Origin of the sequence: Brevibacillus sp. NPDC003359 (assembly GCF_042878995.1) — a bacterium.
Taxonomy (GTDB): Bacteria; Bacillota; Bacilli; order Brevibacillales; family Brevibacillaceae; genus Brevibacillus.
The window spans coordinates 37,433-55,894 of record NZ_JBIAOR010000002.1; the positions used below are offsets into that span (position 1 = coordinate 37,433).

Annotated in this window: 17 protein-coding genes; 3 read left to right on the forward strand and 14 right to left on the reverse strand. The window is 47.4% G+C overall.

The window, feature by feature from the left end:
* Nucleotides 1–4: 4 nt before the first annotated feature.
* The 4 genes from ACFYU8_RS09720 to ACFYU8_RS09735 form a co-directional block, all read right to left on the reverse strand.
* Nucleotides 5–1,870, reverse strand: a complete 1,866-nt coding sequence (locus ACFYU8_RS09720; RefSeq protein WP_390297508.1) for an IucA/IucC family protein — start codon at nt 1,868–1,870, stop codon at nt 5–7.
* A 41-nt stretch (nt 1,871–1,911) separates the two neighbouring features.
* Nucleotides 1,912–3,717, reverse strand: coding sequence for an IucA/IucC family protein (locus ACFYU8_RS09725; protein WP_390297512.1), 1,806 nt, complete (start codon nt 3,715–3,717; stop codon nt 1,912–1,914).
* 270 nt (nt 3,718–3,987) lie between these two features.
* Nucleotides 3,988–5,136 carry a WD40 repeat domain-containing protein gene (locus tag ACFYU8_RS09730; RefSeq protein WP_390297515.1) on the reverse strand — a complete coding sequence of 383 codons (1,149 nt, stop codon included), beginning with the start codon at nt 5,134–5,136 and terminating at the stop codon, nt 3,988–3,990.
* Between the two features lie 112 nt (nt 5,137–5,248).
* Nucleotides 5,249–6,376, reverse strand: a complete 1,128-nt coding sequence (locus ACFYU8_RS09735) for a D-alanine--D-alanine ligase (protein WP_390298595.1) — start codon at nt 6,374–6,376, stop codon at nt 5,249–5,251.
* 234 nt (nt 6,377–6,610) lie between these two features.
* Here ACFYU8_RS09735 and ACFYU8_RS09740 point away from each other — a divergent pair, with 234 nt between their 5' ends.
* Both ACFYU8_RS09740 and ACFYU8_RS09745 read left to right on the forward strand, forming a co-directional pair.
* Entirely contained in the window at nt 6,611–7,102 is a 492-nt protein-coding gene (locus ACFYU8_RS09740) for a hypothetical protein (RefSeq protein WP_390297518.1), read from the forward strand.
* Nucleotides 7,103–7,202: 100 nt separating this feature from the next.
* Entirely contained in the window at nt 7,203–7,391 is a 189-nt protein-coding gene (locus ACFYU8_RS09745) for a DUF4177 domain-containing protein (RefSeq protein WP_390297521.1), read from the forward strand.
* Nucleotides 7,392–7,453: 62 nt separating this feature from the next.
* On the opposite strand, the gene ACFYU8_RS09750 is transcribed toward ACFYU8_RS09745, so the two are convergent.
* Nucleotides 7,454–8,749 carry a class I SAM-dependent rRNA methyltransferase gene (locus tag ACFYU8_RS09750; RefSeq protein WP_390297524.1) on the reverse strand — a complete coding sequence of 432 codons (1,296 nt, stop codon included), beginning with the start codon at nt 8,747–8,749 and terminating at the stop codon, nt 7,454–7,456.
* An 89-nt stretch (nt 8,750–8,838) separates the two neighbouring features.
* Here ACFYU8_RS09750 and ACFYU8_RS09755 point away from each other — a divergent pair, with 89 nt between their 5' ends.
* Nucleotides 8,839–9,822, forward strand: a complete 984-nt coding sequence (locus tag ACFYU8_RS09755; protein ID WP_390297528.1) for a Na/Pi cotransporter family protein — start codon at nt 8,839–8,841, stop codon at nt 9,820–9,822.
* Here ACFYU8_RS09755 and ACFYU8_RS09760 read toward each other — a convergent pair.
* The 9 genes from ACFYU8_RS09760 to dnaK form a co-directional block, all read right to left on the reverse strand.
* A complete protein-coding gene (locus ACFYU8_RS09760; protein WP_390297531.1) occupies nt 9,788–10,453 on the reverse strand; it encodes an LrgB family protein in 666 nt (221 codons plus the stop codon). The genes ACFYU8_RS09755 and ACFYU8_RS09760 overlap by 35 nt on opposite strands.
* Entirely contained in the window at nt 10,446–10,841 is a 396-nt protein-coding gene (locus tag ACFYU8_RS09765; RefSeq protein ID WP_106841127.1) for a CidA/LrgA family protein, read from the reverse strand. The genes ACFYU8_RS09760 and ACFYU8_RS09765 overlap by 8 nt, the downstream gene beginning before the upstream one ends.
* Before the next feature lie 101 nt (nt 10,842–10,942).
* Complete coding sequence (gene deoC / locus ACFYU8_RS09770; protein WP_390297534.1) at nt 10,943–11,608, reverse strand: deoxyribose-phosphate aldolase; 666 nt, start codon at nt 11,606–11,608, stop codon at nt 10,943–10,945.
* Between the two features lie 4 nt (nt 11,609–11,612).
* Entirely contained in the window at nt 11,613–12,041 is a 429-nt protein-coding gene (locus ACFYU8_RS09775) for an NUDIX hydrolase (RefSeq protein WP_390297537.1), read from the reverse strand.
* The gene (mtaB, locus tag ACFYU8_RS09780; protein ID WP_390297541.1) at nt 12,038–13,396 is read right to left on the reverse strand and encodes a tRNA (N(6)-L-threonylcarbamoyladenosine(37)-C(2))-methylthiotransferase MtaB; all 1,359 of its coding nucleotides are present in this window, start codon (nt 13,394–13,396) and stop codon (nt 12,038–12,040) included. Before mtaB ends, ACFYU8_RS09775 begins: the two co-directional genes overlap by 4 nt.
* 125 nt (nt 13,397–13,521) lie before the next feature.
* Nucleotides 13,522–14,280 (reverse strand): 16S rRNA (uracil(1498)-N(3))-methyltransferase, encoded by a 759-nt coding sequence (locus ACFYU8_RS09785; protein WP_390297544.1) that lies wholly within the window; start codon nt 14,278–14,280, stop codon nt 13,522–13,524.
* A gap of 18 nt (nt 14,281–14,298) precedes the next feature.
* Complete coding sequence (prmA, locus tag ACFYU8_RS09790; protein ID WP_390297547.1) at nt 14,299–15,240, reverse strand: 50S ribosomal protein L11 methyltransferase; 942 nt, start codon at nt 15,238–15,240, stop codon at nt 14,299–14,301.
* 99 nt (nt 15,241–15,339) lie between these two features.
* Nucleotides 15,340–16,467 (reverse strand): molecular chaperone DnaJ, encoded by a 1,128-nt coding sequence (gene dnaJ, locus ACFYU8_RS09795; protein ID WP_390297550.1) that lies wholly within the window; start codon nt 16,465–16,467, stop codon nt 15,340–15,342.
* A gap of 150 nt (nt 16,468–16,617) precedes the next feature.
* Nucleotides 16,618–18,444, reverse strand: a complete 1,827-nt coding sequence (gene dnaK / locus ACFYU8_RS09800) for a molecular chaperone DnaK (protein WP_390297553.1) — start codon at nt 18,442–18,444, stop codon at nt 16,618–16,620.
* Between the last annotated feature and the right edge of the window lie 18 nt (nt 18,445–18,462).

An 18,462-nucleotide genomic window follows, 5' to 3' on the forward strand; every position in this document is an offset into this window, starting at 1 on the left:
GCGATTAACCTCCCACAGCCATGGAATGAAGCCTTTTCCTTGCCTCGAACAAAGGATTGGGAACTTCATGCAAATGATAGTTCTCGTTCGTCGTATATAGCTTTTTCTTGGTTAATTTCTCTACCTGGACGCTTGGAACAAAGAGATCGAATCGCTTAAATCGCTCGGCCAATTCCGGGAATCGTTGCTGGTGACCCTCCAATACCTTCACGGTCAACTCCCAGAAGTGCTCTTCGGCATATCCGTAATGTTCCTCTAATAACCGTGCTAATTGCCCCAGATTGATCAGAAATAATGTCTCCAACGTCAAATCTCTGACTGTTGATGTATCATTCATGTGAAACATCACATCATCGGGCTTCGTTGCGTAATATTCATGCACTTCCGCAAAGTTCGGGCATTTGTCTGGCTCACTCAAGAACGGTTGGCAAAAAATCAAATCTTCATGGAAATCCTTCAATGCTACCCGCGAAGGGACACCCTCCCGATGCACCAGGAGCATATTCTGCGCATGAGTTTCCATTGCAATTCCGTGTTTCACAAGAATATGAACGACCGGCAACATACTGCTTTCCAATAATCGCGCAAGCCAATTCTCTAGCCCTTGCTCACGTATCCAACGATCAATGAATGGCACCCCATCCACCTCTACTGCCGCTAACACGTTATAAGGAACCGCATCTTCTCCCACTTCGAGATGAGGGATGAGACTTTCCCTCCACATGCACCCAATTACCCCGAATGTAACCATTTCCACCAGGTCAGAAGCCGGGGGAGGATCGTATGCCACTGCCGCAAACTCTTGGAGCATGATCACCTTTTGCACGTCTCGTAAATACGAATCTCCGTCCGTTATCCCCTTGAGCCACCTCGAAACAATGGGGGCACTTGCCAGTGAATGGGGGGTGAGATGACGTGCCGCTGAGGTATTCACCACGTTGATCGAGAGTTTTAGATACGGTTTATGCGGATTACTTTTGTTAGCAAATGTTCGGATGGATTGTTGTGGACGATGACCATCAGATCCTACTCCTAGCACAATGATCTGTTTGCGATGGATATCGTCCAGGAATCCAGGCACAATATGAGTTCGCCACTGCCAAGGATGGACAGGCACGAAGGCATACTGATCAGGATCGCATCCATGATTAACGATGATTTGCTGAAAGGCCTCTTTTTGTTCCTTACCTATTTCCTCTATGAGAAGATCATCGAAATTTCTCACTTGATCAATGGACACTAGGGAATATTGCTTATGTATCGCTAACCAAAGAAAATGAACTTCCTGTTTAAATTCAGGACCATAGGCATAATGATCCACATAAGTAAATCCAACACGTGATTTATAACTAGGGTGGTATGGGTGACCGTCCATCAGATCACCTTCCAGCTCATCATACGATTTGCCCTGCATTCGAATATCATTTTGGACCCGGTAGTATTGGGACAACGTATCCTTTAATAACGTTTGCTCCAGATCATTGGCAAATTGCTTCAGTCTGTGCTCATCTACCGTATTCATTCGGAACAGTTCCATTAAAAAACGAGTGAGGGATATCGCTTCTGATTCTTGCTGGGCTACTCCGCTTTGATCGTAAACAACACGAGTAACGGAGTCATGCCCTAAACGAACAAGTCCAAAACTAGTGCTCCTCCGCCCTCGGCAACGATAGCTAACAGGCAGATCACCCTCATCAAGCCCACGTAAGGTGTAAATCGTCTCTTCACCCTCTTGCACGGTCTCAGGAATTACGATTCCCTCATATAACAAAGACTCTATGCATTGTCGAAACACCCTTCTTCTCACCTGCAGGTACTGTGTCGAGTGAAGTGCCCCTTCAATCGCGAAATCTTGTAAAGTTAACTCCATTACCTTACCCTCCAAATCTCTTCAATCTAGATGCAAGTAAGCTATCCAAAAGCATGCAGCCCTGCTTTTTCGGTCTGCTTTACTTTCGCTAATGGATTATCTATGTAAACAAAAACAGATGATCTCTCTTCTGGTTGGGCTAATTCATCAAGATCGTAGAACCGCGTGAGCAGATTCGCTTTACACGGAAGCTTTTCGTGAGTAAGTAAATTCTCTAGGAATTTCGACGACTCTCGATTCATCGGTAAAAACTCTGTCAAAACCTCATGCATCTCTGCCAATAAGATTTGTTCATCAATTAATCCTTCCGTTCCAAATCCATTAATGAGTCCAAACATATGGTTAAAAATCATGTAGTACGTGATTCGCTCGTCTACCAGATGGTCTTTGTAGATGTTTCTGCTCACCTTGCCAACACCAGGCAATTCTGCCTCTAATACATCTTGCATCGACTCTGAAAAATAGTAGCCTTGATTGTCACGATAATAGAACTGATCGGGGTATCCGTCTTTAAGAGTGACCACACTATTTTGTTGATGGGCTTCCAAGCCAATTCCGTACGTAAGATAGAGCCATACCATTGGTTTCAATGAAATATCTAAATATCGCTTGAACCAATCCAAGCTCACCACTTCCACTGCCTTGCCTTCCTTCTGGGCCAGATGGTGAATGATCGTTGCCAACCTACTCTTGTAACCAGGAAGTGGATCTTGCACAAGCGCAGCAATTTGCGTGACTTGCTCTGCATTACTCCCCATAAAGGGATTATCACGTAGGATCACTTCAAATCCCGTTTCTTCTTCCTGATCCAACGTGATCGTGATATAAGCAGGATCAGAGATAAATCCAAAACCTGGATACTTGCGACTTACCACACCGATCCCTGTTTCCAAAAGTTGCTTCGCCTCTAAACCAATCTCCATCTCACTTAACTTGTTGATCCGTAAAGAATTCGTAACTTTGATTGGGACGGACAGCTTGAGCATATATTTCTTCTCAGCATGATAAACCGTTCTAAGTGAAGAGGTCGCCATATACTCCTCACCTGCTGGACCCAGGTAAAGAAGCAGCCCTTTCTCTATAAAGGATTGTACGACTACCTGTTCAAGTAACCATTCTGCTTGGAGCGGATGAATCGGGACGATTGAAAATGATGGATCGACACCAGGTATCGAAGGAAACTCATCCTTCAGTAATTGAGTAGCGGATTCTATTAACCCAGATCTTTCGTGAACAATCGACGGATGAGCAGCAAACAAGTGGAGTTGAAACTTCCCGCAACACTCCGGTGCATACATCGCTTGCTTGGCCTCAGGTATTCCCTGCTGACTCTTCGGTGTTGGATGGAACAAATGACCGAACAAAAGTGCCTGTTCTGCTTCAATGAAATTTTGTTCCACTCCATATAAAATCTCCGTATTACTTTGGCGCGTCCTAATAAACTTCTCAATGTTTTGGCAGCTTTGAATCATACGTAAGACTAATTCATCTGGAACTGCATTTTCCCCATGCTGAAGCGTCAGTTCTTTAATCAAAAGAACAGCCAATGTCAAATAATCCGCCTGAACGAAACGAGTACAGTCACCACTTCGATAGCAAGCTGGATAATGAAACAAATGCCTACCTGTCACCGAATGATATTTGACACCAACATACAAAGAAATCCCCTGATGTGGGAGTTCGCAATGAAGGTACGTACCTGTTGAACTCGGCTGTATGATTTTCGTTAGCTGCTTCGTAATCTCGTCTTTCCGATTGATCCACTCGCCCCTACCTGTTTCTCGGAGATAACAATTGAGAAAGCTCTGCATCGTTGCATGCTCTGCGATATGCTTGACTACGAACATGTTACCTCTCCTCTTGCTTGATCCAATTTTTTATCCAAGCACTGCGACTTACATAACTGGTAAAACGTCCCATAAATAATGTAAACGATTATCATTCTCATTTCAAGTGATAATATTCATCTTGTACAGTTAGGAGATATAGGCTGACAGAAATTCGTTCCATCATCCTACACAAAAAGAAAAAAGATGCCGATTCATCAGCATCTTTTTTCTCATGATTCGTCCAACTTTTCTGCATAGACAAAAACGAACTCCCGACGTGCTTACAAGCTAACGTTTTTCATAAAATTCATACGTTTCCCAGTTAAGCTTGCCCGGACCAAAATCGTAAATATGAGTAGAAGCAAGATCAGCAAAATAAAATGATTTACCATCACCTGCCCAACCAATCAGTTGATAGTTGTCTTTACCATACATATAGGGGCCAAACATCCCGGAATTTACATGACTGCCGAACGGATTTCCGTATTTGTTGGGTTCTTGGAACACGAACAGCAGCATGTAAACATCTAAAGAGCTCGGTGACGCCGTTAAAATTTGTTCAGCCGCAAACAGATGGCCGACTGGCGACCATAAGATTCTTGACAGGTCTACTGCGTGTTCCTCTTCGAATAGTAGTAAGTTCTTTTTCCCTGTTTGCAGATCCAGCAAATATCGTTCTTGTTCGGTCTTGATATACTGATACTTCATATCGCTGGAGTAAGAGGGAAGAGCGGTCGTTTTGTGAACCGTTTTCATCCCTGTGGGGATGTCCAATTCTTTGGAAGCTTCTTTCGTTAGGTAAAACAGCTTTTTGGAATTTGGCATCCAATAATACTTCTCTTCTAGTGCAGTTTTGTCTTGTCTCCACTCATATTGATCATGCTTTTTGATTTGAAGCGTTGGCAGATGTTGAATGTAGAGATGAGCACTTCCTTTTGAATCAGCAGCTTTTTCATCTTTGCGGGTAAAAGCCACGTACTGTTCATCCGGTGAAATCGCAAAATCGAGCACTGGATACTGGAAAATGCCCGGAACGAGTACAGTCTTTTTACCGTCTGTCGTTGTAAGCCTGACGATTCCGTCATTTTCACGGATGTACAGTACGTCCTGCTTGTTTGACCACTTGGCAATGCCCGACAATTGCATCAGCTTTTTCGTCTGAATGTCGTACAGGAAAGGGATTGTCGGATCTTCCTTACCATACCCGATTCGTTCTCCGTACACAAATCTCCCTGAGGGTGAAATGCTTGCCCGATGAATCAAGGGCATGTTGGTTTGGATTTTTTTCGTTTTTCCATCCGGAGTCGCATGATAAATCGTCACCATGTCAGGTTTTCGCGGGTCCTGTGATGTAGGATTGGCTGCACCCGTCTGTCCAGGAAAAAAGGAACTTAGCAGAGTAGCTAGCAAACATGAGAGCAAGAACTGTTTTTTCATTAAGGTCCTCCTAATCAATTATCAATACTCAGACGTGCCCCATTACAATTTGGTTACCTAATTTTATACAAAAGAAAAAAGATGCCGATTCATCAGCATCTTTTTCTCATGATTAGTCCAACTCTTCCGCATCTACGACATTGCGACCTTTATCCGCATGTCGCTCGATACCGAGTTGCACCAGACGGTCGATCAGCTCGCTGTAGCTCATACCCGCAGCTTGGAAGAGCATTGGATACATGCTAAACGGCGTAAAGCCTGGCATCGTATTCACTTCGTTAATGTAGAGCTTGTCGTTTTTATCATCCCAGAAAAAGTCTATACGGGAAAGGCCAGAGCCATCGAGTGCTTGGAAGGCCTGCTTGGCTATATCCGCGATTTGTACGGATACATGCTCGGGAACGATCGCAGGAATGGAGAGCTCTGTTCCCGCCCCTTTGTACTTGGCTTCGTAATCGTAGAATTCTTTAGCGGCAATGACTTCCCCAACGACAGATGTCATCAGTTCTTCATTCCCCAAAACGCCAATCTCCAACTCACGTGCTTGAACGAACGCTTCCACAATCAATCTGCGGTCAAATTTGGCAGCTACCTCTAATGCGTGCTTGAGCTCTTCACGATTTTTCGCTTTGTTAACCCCTACGCTGGAACCCATATTCGCAGGTTTGACGAAACACGGATAGCCAAGTTCACGCTCGATCCGATCCATGACATCGTCCTGGCCTTTTTCCCATTGCGAGCGCAGAAAGCCTACATATTTCACTTGCGGAAGTCCAGCTTGTGCAAAGACGGTCTTCATCATCCATTTATCCATTCCGATAGCGGAAGCCATTACTCCGGTTCCCACGTACGGGATATTCGCCAATTCTAACAATCCCTGGATCGTCCCATCTTCACCAAATGGTCCGTGAACCACAGGGAAAACAACATCCAATTGCTCATTCATAGAAAACAGCGGCCCTGGCTTGCTTGCGACTGCCAGCTCTTTCCCTGTCTCTGTTGCCTCGGTAATGGCTGACGTTTTTGCCGATAAGCGCAACGCTTCGATCCTCTCCGGCAGTTGACCAGCCAGTGTTTCTCCAGTCACCCAAGAGCCATCCAATTGAACGTACACAGGGGTTACCTCATATTTATTTGCATCTACAGCCTTCATAATGGACATGGCTGTACGCAATGAAACTTCGTGCTCTGAGGATTTTCCTCCATAAATAATGCCCAGTCGAATCTTTTGATTTCCCATCTGTGTCATGCTCCTTTCCCCTCCGTTACGAAAACGGAGAGTCTACCCAGTTTCTACTCTCTCCTATGCTATGCAAAAGCCCAACATCTGCTCTATTTACCGGGCCGAGCCCGTCAATTAGCATACACAAACCAAACGCCAAAAACAAGAGAAGCAAGTATCACCTGCTCACGTTTTTTCTCATACCATGTAAATAAAATTCCTGTCATGGAGCTATTTTTTGGAGGGATTTCCATGAGAGATTATTTGTTGTACTGCACGTACTGCTCTTCTTACACATTATTGCACAGTTACGATAAGGACAGTGGCTCTTTTTGGGGGGAATATTCCCTGCTGCATAACAACTACACCCGAGACTCAATCGTCTTGAACAAATTTCTTCTCGCCCATCTCGGTCACACCATCCGTCCTATTCCCTCCCAAACGGATGACTACCGCCATATCATTAGCAATGCCTCGCATTTTTTGGAGGATGATATTCACAAGTACGTGGAGGAAAGTCAGCAGCGTGCTAAATTCAAGGAGCGTGATCGGAAAAGCGAGCGGGAAATTGGTCAGGTACAGCTATATCTGGTCGAGCATCTCTTGACCCACGAGCTTCAGAATTTAAGCCAGGCCCGCGCTTCTACCCCCGCCGAAGGACAAGTCTTTTTAGGCAAGGAACTCGGGTTCAAGCAGGCTCTCGATCTTGTCAGGCGTGTAAAAGATGACAAGCAATTTTCATGAGCACTTATTTCTTTGTTCGAAATGATTCACATTCTTTTTGCAACTCTTTCCGCTCGTCGCCCGTATAAAAAGAGAGACGATACAAGCGGGGGGAAAGAACATGTTTGAATACAAATTCGTCCGAGTTGAGCTGTCTTCTTTTCGACGGCAACCAAAAGAAGATTATCAGACCGTTGTCCACGAACACGCCAAGGAAGGCTGGCGTTTGGTGCAAATCTTTGCTCCAAGCATCGGAGGCGACGGTATCGCCAAATACTTCGAATTGATTTTTGAAAAACCAAAGTCGTAAATCAGACAGAAACCAAAAGAAAAACAGCGCCATTGTTATACGGACGCTGTTTTTCTTTTTCTCTATCGACGATCTCTTACTTCAAAGATGGCAAATTTCAAGTAATGAGCTTCGTCAGCCCCACTGATTTGTGGATGATCCTTGCCCGCGCCTCGCCATTCAATCAGGCGCAATATCTTTTTCGCATCGACCGCTGCCTCTTGTATCGTTTGCAGGAACAGCTCAGGTGACATATGGTACGAGCAAGACGCTGTAACGAGAAATCCACCGGATCGGACGAGCTTCATCCCGTTTAAGTTAATATCTTTGTAACCACGGCAAGCGCCTTTCACTGCTCCACGCGATTTCGCGAACGCTGGCGGATCAAGAATGACTACATCCCAGCTCTTCCCTGCCTCAACATTTTCACGCAAGTAATCAAACGCGTTAGCCACAACAAAATCTACACGATGCAGGAAGCCATTGAGTGTAATGTTTCGCTTCGCTGTTTCAATAGCGTGATCGGAAATATCGAGGGCTGTCACTTTTTTAGCACCGTGCTTGCAAGCATTCAGAGTAAAGGAACCTGTGTGTGTAAAGCACTCCAATACCTCTGCGCCATCCCAAAACGGATTTTTGATCGCTTTACCGCGCTTGTCTACAGGCACCTGCTTTGTCTCGCCGTCTACTTCCATCGTCGTCAGGGTAATGCCGTGCTTTTCACCCCAGCCTTTCATCAATGGCGCGATGGAAGCACGATTCTCCCGCTGATCATAGAAAAAGCCGGTCTTTTGCCCCTCTACGATATCGACATAGTATTTCAGTCCGTTTTCTTCGATCAATACCTCACGCGGACATTCTCCGTACAGAACTTCTTTCCCCTGTGTCAGCCCTTCCAGTTCACGCACAGAGACATCATTGCGCAAATAAATACCGGTCGGTGCAAATACCTCTACAAGTGCATCCCGAATCCAATCGATGCGCTTCTCCATCCCCAATGAGAGGACTTGGACAACCAATGTGTCCTCGTAGCGATCGACGATCAGTCCTGGCAAAAAGTCAGCTTCGCCGTAAACGACGCGGCAAGCACGAGGGTTGTCCACAAATCTCGTCCTAAATTCTGCTGCCTGCTTGATTTTGCGCAAGAAGAAGTCATAGTCGATCTCTTCCTTTTGGTCGTAGCTCAAAATGCGTACGATCATTTGCGAGGCCGGGTTGATGTAGCCCTTTGCCAAAAAATATCCTTTATGATTGGTGACCTCGACGATTTCACCTGGTTCTACATCCCCTTGAATTTCTAATACCTCTGATTGAAAAATCCACGGATGTCCTACTTCTAGCCGCTTTTTCCGATGTTGATTCAATAGCACACGTGCCATGCAGCTATTCCTCCTCTTGTCATGCTTGCCCTTGTACAGGCATAGCGTTATAGTAACTTGCTAAAAATGGACAGGGAGGAACGTATCTTGTGATAGTCTCCATCCTCGCCCCTTTTACCTTTGGGCTCACTTTTTTTCTGTTCGGTATGTACGCCATGCGCTCCGGCTTTCAAAACCTCGCCGGCAAAAAAATGGAAGAATGGATGGGGCGATTTACTCGTACCCCTCTCCATAGCTTCTGGATTGGTCTACTTGCCACTTTTGTCTTGCAAAGCTCCAGTGCGGTAACTGTCCTGACGATTGGGCTGACGAACGCCGGCATCATCCAGTTCACACAAACCGTCGGCATCATATTGGGAACCAATCTGGGCACGACAGTGACAACGGAGCTCGTTGCGCTCAAGCTCGAGTCCTTTGCCATTCCCATGCTCCTCATCGGAGTGGCTCTATGGCTGATGCCGCGCCGAAACATTCGTTGCATTGGTCTCGTCGTCGCAGGATTCGGACTGATCTTCCTCGGAATTGATACATTGAAAGTCATGGCGAAGCCTTTGGAGCAGTCTGAGACATTTCGTTCGCTTTTTCTGGAGAGCAGTCATTCCATCTGGATTGGACTGATTACCGGGATCATTTTCACCGCGCTCATTCATAGTGGTTCCGCTACGACTGTGATCACGATGGGCCTGCTCAGTCATCAAATTCTTTCGATGGAAACGGCTCTCGCCATCGTACTCGGTGCGAACGTCGGAACTTGTTTTACCGCTGTCATCGCTGCTATTGGCACGAATACGGCGTCCAAGCAGGTCGCATGGTGCCATACGCTCTTCAACGTCGCAGGCGCGATTGTTTTTTTACCGTTTCTTTCCCAGCTTGCCCTCGTCAGTGCATTTTTAACGGATAGTCCTTCGATGCAGATCGCCCATTCACAGACCATCTTCAATCTCGTCTGCTCTCTGGTCGCACTGCCATTCGTACCGCAGATTGCTCGCTTCATTCAATGGCTGATCCCGGATAAACGTCGCCCTACGGATCTCACCTTCAGAAAGAAAATGGTATCAAGTAGATGGAAGTAATGACGCCTGCCACGATCATTGCGACACTTGACGCTGCCGTTTGAACAGCGGAAACGCGGTTCAAGCTAGCCGTACCAATGGCGTGTGCACTCGTACCGATAGCGATCCCGATTGCCCAATCATCAGTGATTTTACCCCATTTGAGAACAGGACGGGCAATCAACACACCAACCATCCCTGTCAACGCAGTAAAAAACGCCGCTAGCGCAGGTTCCCCACCTATGGAACGACTCAGCTCCAAGGCAATCGGGGTGGTCACGGATTTGCTAAGCATGCTTTTGAATACGAGCTCATCTGAACCCAGACACCAATGAACAGCGATAACGACGATGATCGCGACTGCACAGCCTGCGCATACACCAAGCAAAACCCCACGCCAAATATGAGCAAACTCCTTGATCTGTTTAGCCAAAGGAATAGCGAGTGCCACCGTTGCGGGGCCAAGCCAAAAGGAAATCCACTGGCCTCCAGCAGAAAATGCCTCCCAATCGCCGCTGAACGCCCACCACATGGCCCAAACCAAGATCACAGCCACCAAAAGAGGCTGCAATCGTTGGAATCGAGCGTTGATCATAGTTGCGCCTTTGTACCCTGCTATCGATACCAAAATAGCGAAAAATTGACTAAGCATCCAGAGTCCTCCCCTCTTGCTGCAAGGACGGCTCTGCCTTTTGTTTTTGATGCTTCAAATACCATTGAACCACCACACCTGTCACAAGCATAACTAAAAATGGTCCAAGAACCATGGATAGTATGATTGGCAATGGATTTTGGGTGAACACGTTTAAATAGGAAGCCACCCCGACGATAATCGGGACGAAAAAGAGCAACATGTGACGGATTAGAAAAGTGCCCGCTTGTTCGACCCAATCCATCCGAATCCATCCCATGCACAGTCCCAGTGTTAACAGCAGCATTCCCACCAAGTTACCAGGCAAGGGAATATGCAGCCATTTGCTCGCAGCTACGCCCACTCCATAAAAAGCCAACAGGATGACGATTCCCTTAACAAATTTCATTTTGCTAATCTCCTCCCCGCTCCCTATCCTCTCTCTATAGGAACAACAGCATGCAGGACGGAAAAAGCCCGGCCTTACCTCGGCCAGGCTTTTCTTTCGTATTAGTATCCGCTGCCTGTTGTATTTGCTCCAGTTACAATGGAAACACCTGAACTCGTACCGATACGGCTCGCTCCTGCTTCGACCATCGCAACTGCTGTTTCGCCGTCACGAACGCCACCAGACGCTTTTACACCTACATTTGGTCCTACTGTTTTGCGCATCAGGGCGATATCTTCTACGGTTGCACCACCAGTTGAAAAACCAGTGGATGTTTTCACGTAATCAGCACCAGCCTCTACGGAGAGCTTGCAAGCGACTACTTTTTCTTCTTCGGTCAAGAGGCAATTTTCCAGAATCACCTTCAAGAGAATATCACCAGCAGCTTGCTTCACAGCAGCGATGTCTTTCTTGACAGTTTCTAGATCACCGGATTTCAGGGCACCTACGTTCAGTACCATATCCACCTCAGTCGCTCCGTTTGCAATTGCATCCCGCGTTTCAGCTGCTTTGGACTCGATGGTGCTCGCTCCCAGAGGGAATCCGATCACGGTGCACACTTTTACATCAGAGCCTGCCAAGAGTTCAGCAGAGCGCTTTACCCAATAAGGGTTTACGCATACAGACATGAAGTCATGCTCTCTTGCTTCCGCGCACAGCTTGTCAATCATCTCTTGTGTAGCATCAGGCTTCAACAGCGTGTGATCGATAAATTTGTTCATGTTCATAGAACTACACCTCTATCCCTAATTGTTCGAATGCAAGGCGAAAAATGCTGTCATTGTTACGGTATCCTCGTTGCAATTGCAATTCCCAAGCTTCTCTTGCCGGATGCCAATGGACATCATTGATTTCTTCGAGCTGTACAGTGATCTCTGTGTTGTATGCTTCCACCAAATAGTAATGCACTTCTTTGTCGACGGATTCGCCCGTCACCGGGTGCGTATACACATAGGTGATCATATCGAGCTTTGAACCCAATCGTCCTGCCACGCCTGTTTCTTCCAAAACTTCGCGCAGAGCCGTTTCTTCGATGGTCTCGCCAATCTCCTGCTTCCCTTTTGCGAGTGTTACTTTGCCATAGCGGTCTTCAATCAATAGGAGCACGTACTCTGTGTCTTGCTTCTGGTATACAACGCCTCCTGCCGATATCTCCCTCATATAGCACGCTCCTTCAGGTAAGGCAGCGCCTCTGTTTCCACTACACGTACAAAAGTCCCTTTGCAGTATTCCGAGCCTGGTTCGTCCAGTCTGACCTTGCAAATCTTGCCGATCATGCTCTCATCGCCAGGGAATACGACGTTCAGGTAGTTATCGGAGTAGCCCATCAGAAGACCGCTGTCAGGTGCTTCTTTAAACGGACGCTCCGGAATGACTTCCAGTACATCGCCTACGAATTTCTTGGAGTATGCCAAGGTCAATTCCTGATTGAGCTCAAGCAGCTTCGCTACCCGCTCGTTTTTTTCTTCATCAGGAATCTGATCCGTCATACGTGCTGCTGGTGTACCGGTACGCATGGAGTACGGGAATACGTGCATCTCGGCAAAACCGATTTTCTTCATAAACTCGTATCCGTTCCAGAATTGTTCCTCGGTCTCACCCGGGAAGCCTACGATGACGTCTGTTGTAATCGCTGCTCCTGGCAATGCCTCGCGTACTTTGACCATTCTTTCGTAAAACTCAGCCGTCGTATACTTGCGACGCATGCGTTTCAACACTTCGTCATCGCCCGCTTGCAGCGGTACATGCAGATGGCGCACGACACGATCGGAGTTGTTGATGACCTCAATCACTTCATCGGTGATTTGGCTCGCTTCAATCGAACTGATGCGGATGCGCTTGAGGCCTTCCACTTGATGAAGATCAACCAACAGCTTGGCCAAATTGTAGTCTTCCAGATCCTCGCCGTATCCACCCGTATGAATACCAGTCAAAACGATTTCTAGATAGCCCGCTTCCACCAGCTTTTGGGCCTGTTCGACGACGCTTTCCGGTTTGCGGGAACGCATCAGACCGCGCGCCCAAGGAATAATACAAAACGTACAAAAGTTGTTGCAGCCCTCTTGAATCTTGAGGGAAGCACGTGTGCGATCCGTGAAGTTAGGAACATCCAGCTCTTCGAATTCGCGAGCTTTCATGATGTTGCCAACTGCATTGATTGGCATGCGCTCTGCACGAATTTGATCCACGTACTCGATCAGTTTCTCGCGCCCTTGTGTACCAACTACGATATCTACACCGGGAATTTGCGCAATCTCACTTGGAGAGGTTTGCGCATAGCAACCCGTTACGGCTACGATCGCCTCGGGATTACGACGAATCGCACGACGAATCACTTGGCGGCTCTTCTTATCTCCCGTGTTCGTAACCGTACAAGTATTAATAACGTAAACATCTGCATCATCTTGTTCAAAGTCAACTCTCTCATAGCCGTCAGTCTTGAACAATTGCCAGATGGCTTCTGTCTCATAGCTGTTTACTTTACAGCCCAATGTATGAAAAGCAACGGTAGACATTGCCATTCCTCCTTTTCCGTGAAAAACGTCTCGACGTTTTTCATAAAAGTGGATGTGACCGCTTGCGGTCAACACTTTTGTCCCCCGAAGAGAGGGGAAAACGGTCATAACCGCTTTGTTCCTGCTCATCCTTTGCGAAGTGATGAAGCCTTTCGTTCAAACTGATAGGAAGCGCAGGCCAAAACGTACTGGCTTGCCGTTTCCGTGCGCAAAATACGCGGGCCGAGGGAAACCGTCAGGAACCCTTTGCTCTCTGCTTGGGCCACTTCCTCAGGAGAGAAGCCTCCCTCCGGTCCAACGAGGACGAGAAGGGAATCGCCCGCAGTCATCTCATCTAACACTTGATGTATCGTGGTACTGCCTTCTTTTTCATAGGCAATTGCGCAATGCGTATACGCCTGGCCAGCTTGAAGTATCTCACGAAATGAAACAGGAGACAAAAGCTCTGGCAAAACAGCACGATGCGACTGTTCCGCAGCCTCCTTGACAATCTTGCGCCAACGCTCTAGCTTTTTCGCTTCTTTTTTTGCGTCCAGCTTTACAATGGTTCGCTCAGAAGAAAACGGGAAAAAAGAGTACGCCCCAAGTTCCGTCCCCTTTTGCAAAATCCACTCCAGCTTCTCGCCTTTTGGAAGCCCTTGACCAATTGTGACCCGGATCGGCAGTTCTCGTTCTTCTTGAAGCATTTCGATTACTTCTGCCCGCACTTCCTTGGCAGAAAGATAGACAAGCTTGGCCCGTGCCGACCTGCCCGCTCCATCAGAAACGATGATTTCTTCGCCTTCCCGAGCACGCATTACATTTACGATATGGTGTACATCGTCTCCGACAATCGTTAGCTCATTCTCACTAAAGGAATGTGGCTCGACAAAATATCGTTGCATCTCGCCAACCCCACTATTCTATCGTTTTTTTGCTACAATTGCTACCCAGTCATCGATGAAATTGGTTTCCACGACCTCTAGACCGGAAGCCGCCAAAGCCGCTTTCACATCCGCTTCCCGTGCAGCAATAATACCGGAAGCAATGAAGGTACCATCTGGCTTCAGTACACGGAATACATCATCCGTGAATCGCAGTATAACTTCCGCCAAAATGTTGGCGACAACCACTTCTACCTGTTCCACGATGCCGTCGAGCAAGTTGTTTTGTTTCACGTTAATATGCTCATGCACACCATTCAGTTCGGTATTGGCTTGAGCGGATCGTACAGCCACTTCATCCAAGTCCATCGCAAGCACATCTTTTGCTCCGAGCTTGATGGCAGCAATACTCAAAATAGCAGTGCCTGTCCCAACATCATACACCTGATCGCCTTTCGCCAGATACTTTTCGAGTGCACGCAGACAGAGAATGGTCGTCGGATGCGTACCTGTTCCAAATGCCATGCCTGGGTCCATCTCGATAATGATCTCATCTGGATGCTTCAGCTCGTACTCTTCCCATACTGGCTTAATGGTCATGCGATCAGACACATAAACCGGCTTGTAATATTTTTTCCAGGCGTGGGCCCATTCATCTTCGTGGACATCGTTTACCGCAATCGATGCCTTGCCGATGTCCAGACCGTACTCGATCAACTGCGCCAATTGCTCTTTCAGCTCTTCTACAACGTCTAGCAACTCGCTACTGTCAACCGGCAGGTATGCTTTAACGAATACGCCCTCGGCCGGAAAATCATCAGGAGAAAGCTGGTAGATTTCGCCAAAGGGGGTATCCCACTCACGATAGAGCACCTCCGGGTCTTCGATTACGACACCATTGGCACCCAATTCATACAAGAGGCTTGACACCGCCTCCGTAGCCTCCGCTGTAGTATGGATACTGATTTCTGACCATTTCACGAATCTACCACTCCCCACATAAGCTCCCAATCGGGCTTTTCATTTAATCGACTTCGCTACATGAAACATTAGGCAAAAAGCGGACAAAACCGCGACGGATTACTCGCCGCGGAATGCCCGTTTCATTTTTTCGAAAAAGCTTTCGTCTTCTCCCCCATGCTGTCCTGGCTTTTCTCCAGACAGTTCGGCGAGCTCACGCAACAGTTCTTTTTGTTTATCGCTCAGCTTGGTCGGTGTAATGACGCGCACTTTGACATGCTGATCTCCACGACCGTTTCCTCGCAGATGCGGAACACCTTTTCCACGCAAGCGGAAGAATGTCTCCGTTTGAGTACCCGCAGGGATCTTCAGCTTCACGCGACCATCGACGGTCGGAACTTCGATCTCATCACCAAGTGCTGCCTGCGCGTAAGTAAGCGGAACCTCACAGTAAATATCATTTCCTTCACGCTCAAAAAATTCATGACTCTTGACGCGCAATACGACGTACAAATCTCCTGGAGGTCCACCGTTTGCGCCTGGTTCTCCCTCACCTGTTACGCGCAATTGTGCTCCATCGTCCACACCTGCTGGGATGTTGAGATGAATTTTGCGGCGTATCTTTACACGTCCATTGCCACGGCAGGTCGAACATTTTTCTTTGACAACTTTACCCTTACCTTCACAAGTAGAGCACACACGGCGATTGACGATTCGGCCGAACGGCGTGTTCGCGACCACTTCTTGCTGTCCTGTCCCACTACAAGTCTTACATGTATCTACACCGGAACCAGGCTTTGCACCAGAACCAAGGCAGGTATCGCATTCTGCTTCTTTTGGAATTTCCACATCGGTTTCTTTTCCAAAAATCGCGTCGATAAAGTCAATGCTGAGGCCAAATTGCAGATCAGATCCTTTGCGCGGTGCATTTGGATTCGAACGTCTGCCTCCACCACCGAAGAACATATCAAAAATGTCTCCGAAACCGCCCATGCCTGATCCGTCAAAACCTCCACCACCGAAGCCCTGATTCGGGTCTTGGTGACCGAAACGGTCATATTGCGCACGCTTTTGTGGCTCGGACAGGATGTCGTACGCATCTTTTACTTCTTTGAACTTTTCTTCCGCGTCAGCCTCTTTATTTACATCCGGATGGTACTGGCGAGCTAGCTTGCGGTACGCTTTTTTGATTTCATCAGCGTCCGCGTCCTTTGCAACGCCCAGAACCTCGTATAAATCACGTTTCATCTCCTACATCACTCCCATGACAGTCAACTGTTATCATAGCATGTGACAGACTTGAAAAAAAGTCAAAGTCAGCATTCCGTGACTTTGACTTTCATGGGTCACATCGTGGGAAGTGAGGGAAGAAAGATCTCCCCTCACAGTTCCAGCGTGTTACTTTTTATCGTCTACCACTTCGTAATCAGCATCAACGACATTGTCTTTCTTCGGCTCTTGACCTTCAGCGCCACCTTGTGCAGCTTGCGCTTGAGCAGCCTGCTCATAGAGCTTCACCGAAATTTGTTGGATGATCTCGGACAGTTCATCTTTCGCTGTCTTGATCTCATCGAGGTTGCCACCTTCCAGAGCAGCTTTCACTTTATCTTTCGCAGCGTTAGCGCGATCGATTTCAGCTTGGTCGATTTTGCCTTCTACTTCTTTCAGTGTTTTCTCAGTCGTGAATACGAGTTGGTCAGCTTCGTTGCGAACTTCTACTTGCTCTTTGCGTTGTTTGTCCGCTTCTGCATTCAACTCAGCATCTTTTACCATGCGATCGATATCATCGTCGGACAGACCGGAGTTGGAAGTGATCGTGATGCGTTGCTCTTTTCCGGTACCCAAGTCTTTTGCACGTACGTTTACGATTCCATTCGCGTCAATATCGAAGGAAACTTCGATTTGCGGGATGCCGCGTGGCGCTGGCGGGATATCGGACAGATTGAAGCGACCGAGAGATTTATTGTCGTTCGCCATTTGACGCTCACCTTGGAGAACGTGGATTTCTACAGATGTTTGATTGTCAGCAGCTGTAGAGAACACTTGGGATTTGCTTGTTGGGATCGTCGTGTTGCGATCGATCAACTTGGTGAATACGCCACCCAATGTTTCGATACCCAGGGAGAGTGGAGTTACGTCGAGAAGAACGACGTCTTTCACATCACCAGTCAGTACACCTGCTTGAACTGCCGCTCCCAGTGCTACTACTTCGTCTGGGTTTACACCTTTATGTGGTTCTTTACCTGTAAATTTCTTAATTGCTTCTTGTACCGCTGGGATACGAGTAGAACCACCGACCAGAATCACGCGATCCAGCTCGCTTGGAGTCAGACCTGCATCTTTCAGTGCTTGACGAGTTGGGCCCATTGTACGCTCTACCAAATCAGCGGAGATCTCTTCGAATTTTGCGCGAGTCAGGTTCATCTCCAAGTGTTTTGGACCGGTTGCATCTGCTGTAATGAACGGCAGAGAAATGGTCGTAGTCAGAACACCGGACAGGTCTTTCTTCGCTTTTTCAGCAGCGTCTTTCAAACGTTGTTGTGCCATACGATCCTTGGACAGATCGATGCCATGTTCTTTTTTGAATTCACTCACCAGGTAGTTCATAACTACATCGTCGAAGTCGTCTCCACCCAGCTTGTTATCACCGGAGGTCGCTTTTACTTCGAAGAAGCCATCGGACAATTCGAGAATGGATACGTCAAAGGTACCGCCGCCCAAGTCGAATACGAGAACAGTTTGATCTTCTGTTTTCTCCATACCGTATGCAAGAGCAGCTGCCGTTGGTTCGTTCACGATACGCAGTACTTCTAGACCAGCGATTTTACCAGCGTCTTTTGTCGCTTGACGTTGGCTGTCATTGAAGTATGCTGGAACCGTAATCACTGCCTGCGTCACAGGTTGACCAAGGTAGCTTTCCGCGTCTGCTTTCAGCTTTTGCAGAATCATAGCAGAAATCTGCTCAGGCGAGTATGCATTGCCTTCAAGCGTTTCTTTATGAGCAGTACCCATGTGGCGCTTGATCGAGATTACGGTATTGTCTGGATTCGTGATGGCTTGGCGTTTTGCCGCTTCCCCAACGATGCGCTCGCCGTTTTTAAATGCAACTACAGATGGTGTGGTACGGTTTCCTTCCGCATTGGCAATAACGACAGGCTCTCCGCCTTCCATTACTGCTACACAAGAGTTGGTAGTTCCCAAGTCAATTCCGATTACGCGACTCATACAAAATGTCCTCCTAAC

Coding starts and splice junctions, on each gene's coding strand:
- ACFYU8_RS09720 (WP_390297508.1), bottom strand. CDS start 1,870: ATGGAGTTAACTTTACAAGATTTCGCGATTGAAGGGGCACTTCACTCG.
- ACFYU8_RS09725 (WP_390297512.1), bottom strand. CDS start 3,717: ATGTTCGTAGTCAAGCATATCGCAGAGCATGCAACGATGCAGAGCTTT.
- ACFYU8_RS09730 (WP_390297515.1), bottom strand. CDS start 5,136: ATGAAAAAACAGTTCTTGCTCTCATGTTTGCTAGCTACTCTGCTAAGT.
- ACFYU8_RS09735 (WP_390298595.1), bottom strand. CDS start 6,376: ATGGGAAATCAAAAGATTCGACTGGGCATTATTTATGGAGGAAAATCC.
- ACFYU8_RS09740 (WP_390297518.1), top strand. CDS start 6,611: ATGAGAGATTATTTGTTGTACTGCACGTACTGCTCTTCTTACACATTA.
- ACFYU8_RS09745 (WP_390297521.1), top strand. CDS start 7,203: ATGTTTGAATACAAATTCGTCCGAGTTGAGCTGTCTTCTTTTCGACGG.
- ACFYU8_RS09750 (WP_390297524.1), bottom strand. CDS start 8,749: ATGGCACGTGTGCTATTGAATCAACATCGGAAAAAGCGGCTAGAAGTA.
- ACFYU8_RS09760 (WP_390297531.1), bottom strand. CDS start 10,453: ATGCTTAGTCAATTTTTCGCTATTTTGGTATCGATAGCAGGGTACAAA.
- ACFYU8_RS09765 (WP_106841127.1), bottom strand. CDS start 10,841: ATGAAATTTGTTAAGGGAATCGTCATCCTGTTGGCTTTTTATGGAGTG.
- deoC (WP_390297534.1), bottom strand. CDS start 11,608: ATGAACATGAACAAATTTATCGATCACACGCTGTTGAAGCCTGATGCT.
- ACFYU8_RS09775 (WP_390297537.1), bottom strand. CDS start 12,041: ATGAGGGAGATATCGGCAGGAGGCGTTGTATACCAGAAGCAAGACACA.
- mtaB (WP_390297541.1), bottom strand. CDS start 13,396: ATGTCTACCGTTGCTTTTCATACATTGGGCTGTAAAGTAAACAGCTAT.
- ACFYU8_RS09785 (WP_390297544.1), bottom strand. CDS start 14,280: ATGCAACGATATTTTGTCGAGCCACATTCCTTTAGTGAGAATGAGCTA.
- dnaJ (WP_390297550.1), bottom strand. CDS start 16,467: ATGAAACGTGATTTATACGAGGTTCTGGGCGTTGCAAAGGACGCGGAC.
- dnaK (WP_390297553.1), bottom strand. CDS start 18,444: ATGAGTCGCGTAATCGGAATTGACTTGGGAACTACCAACTCTTGTGTA.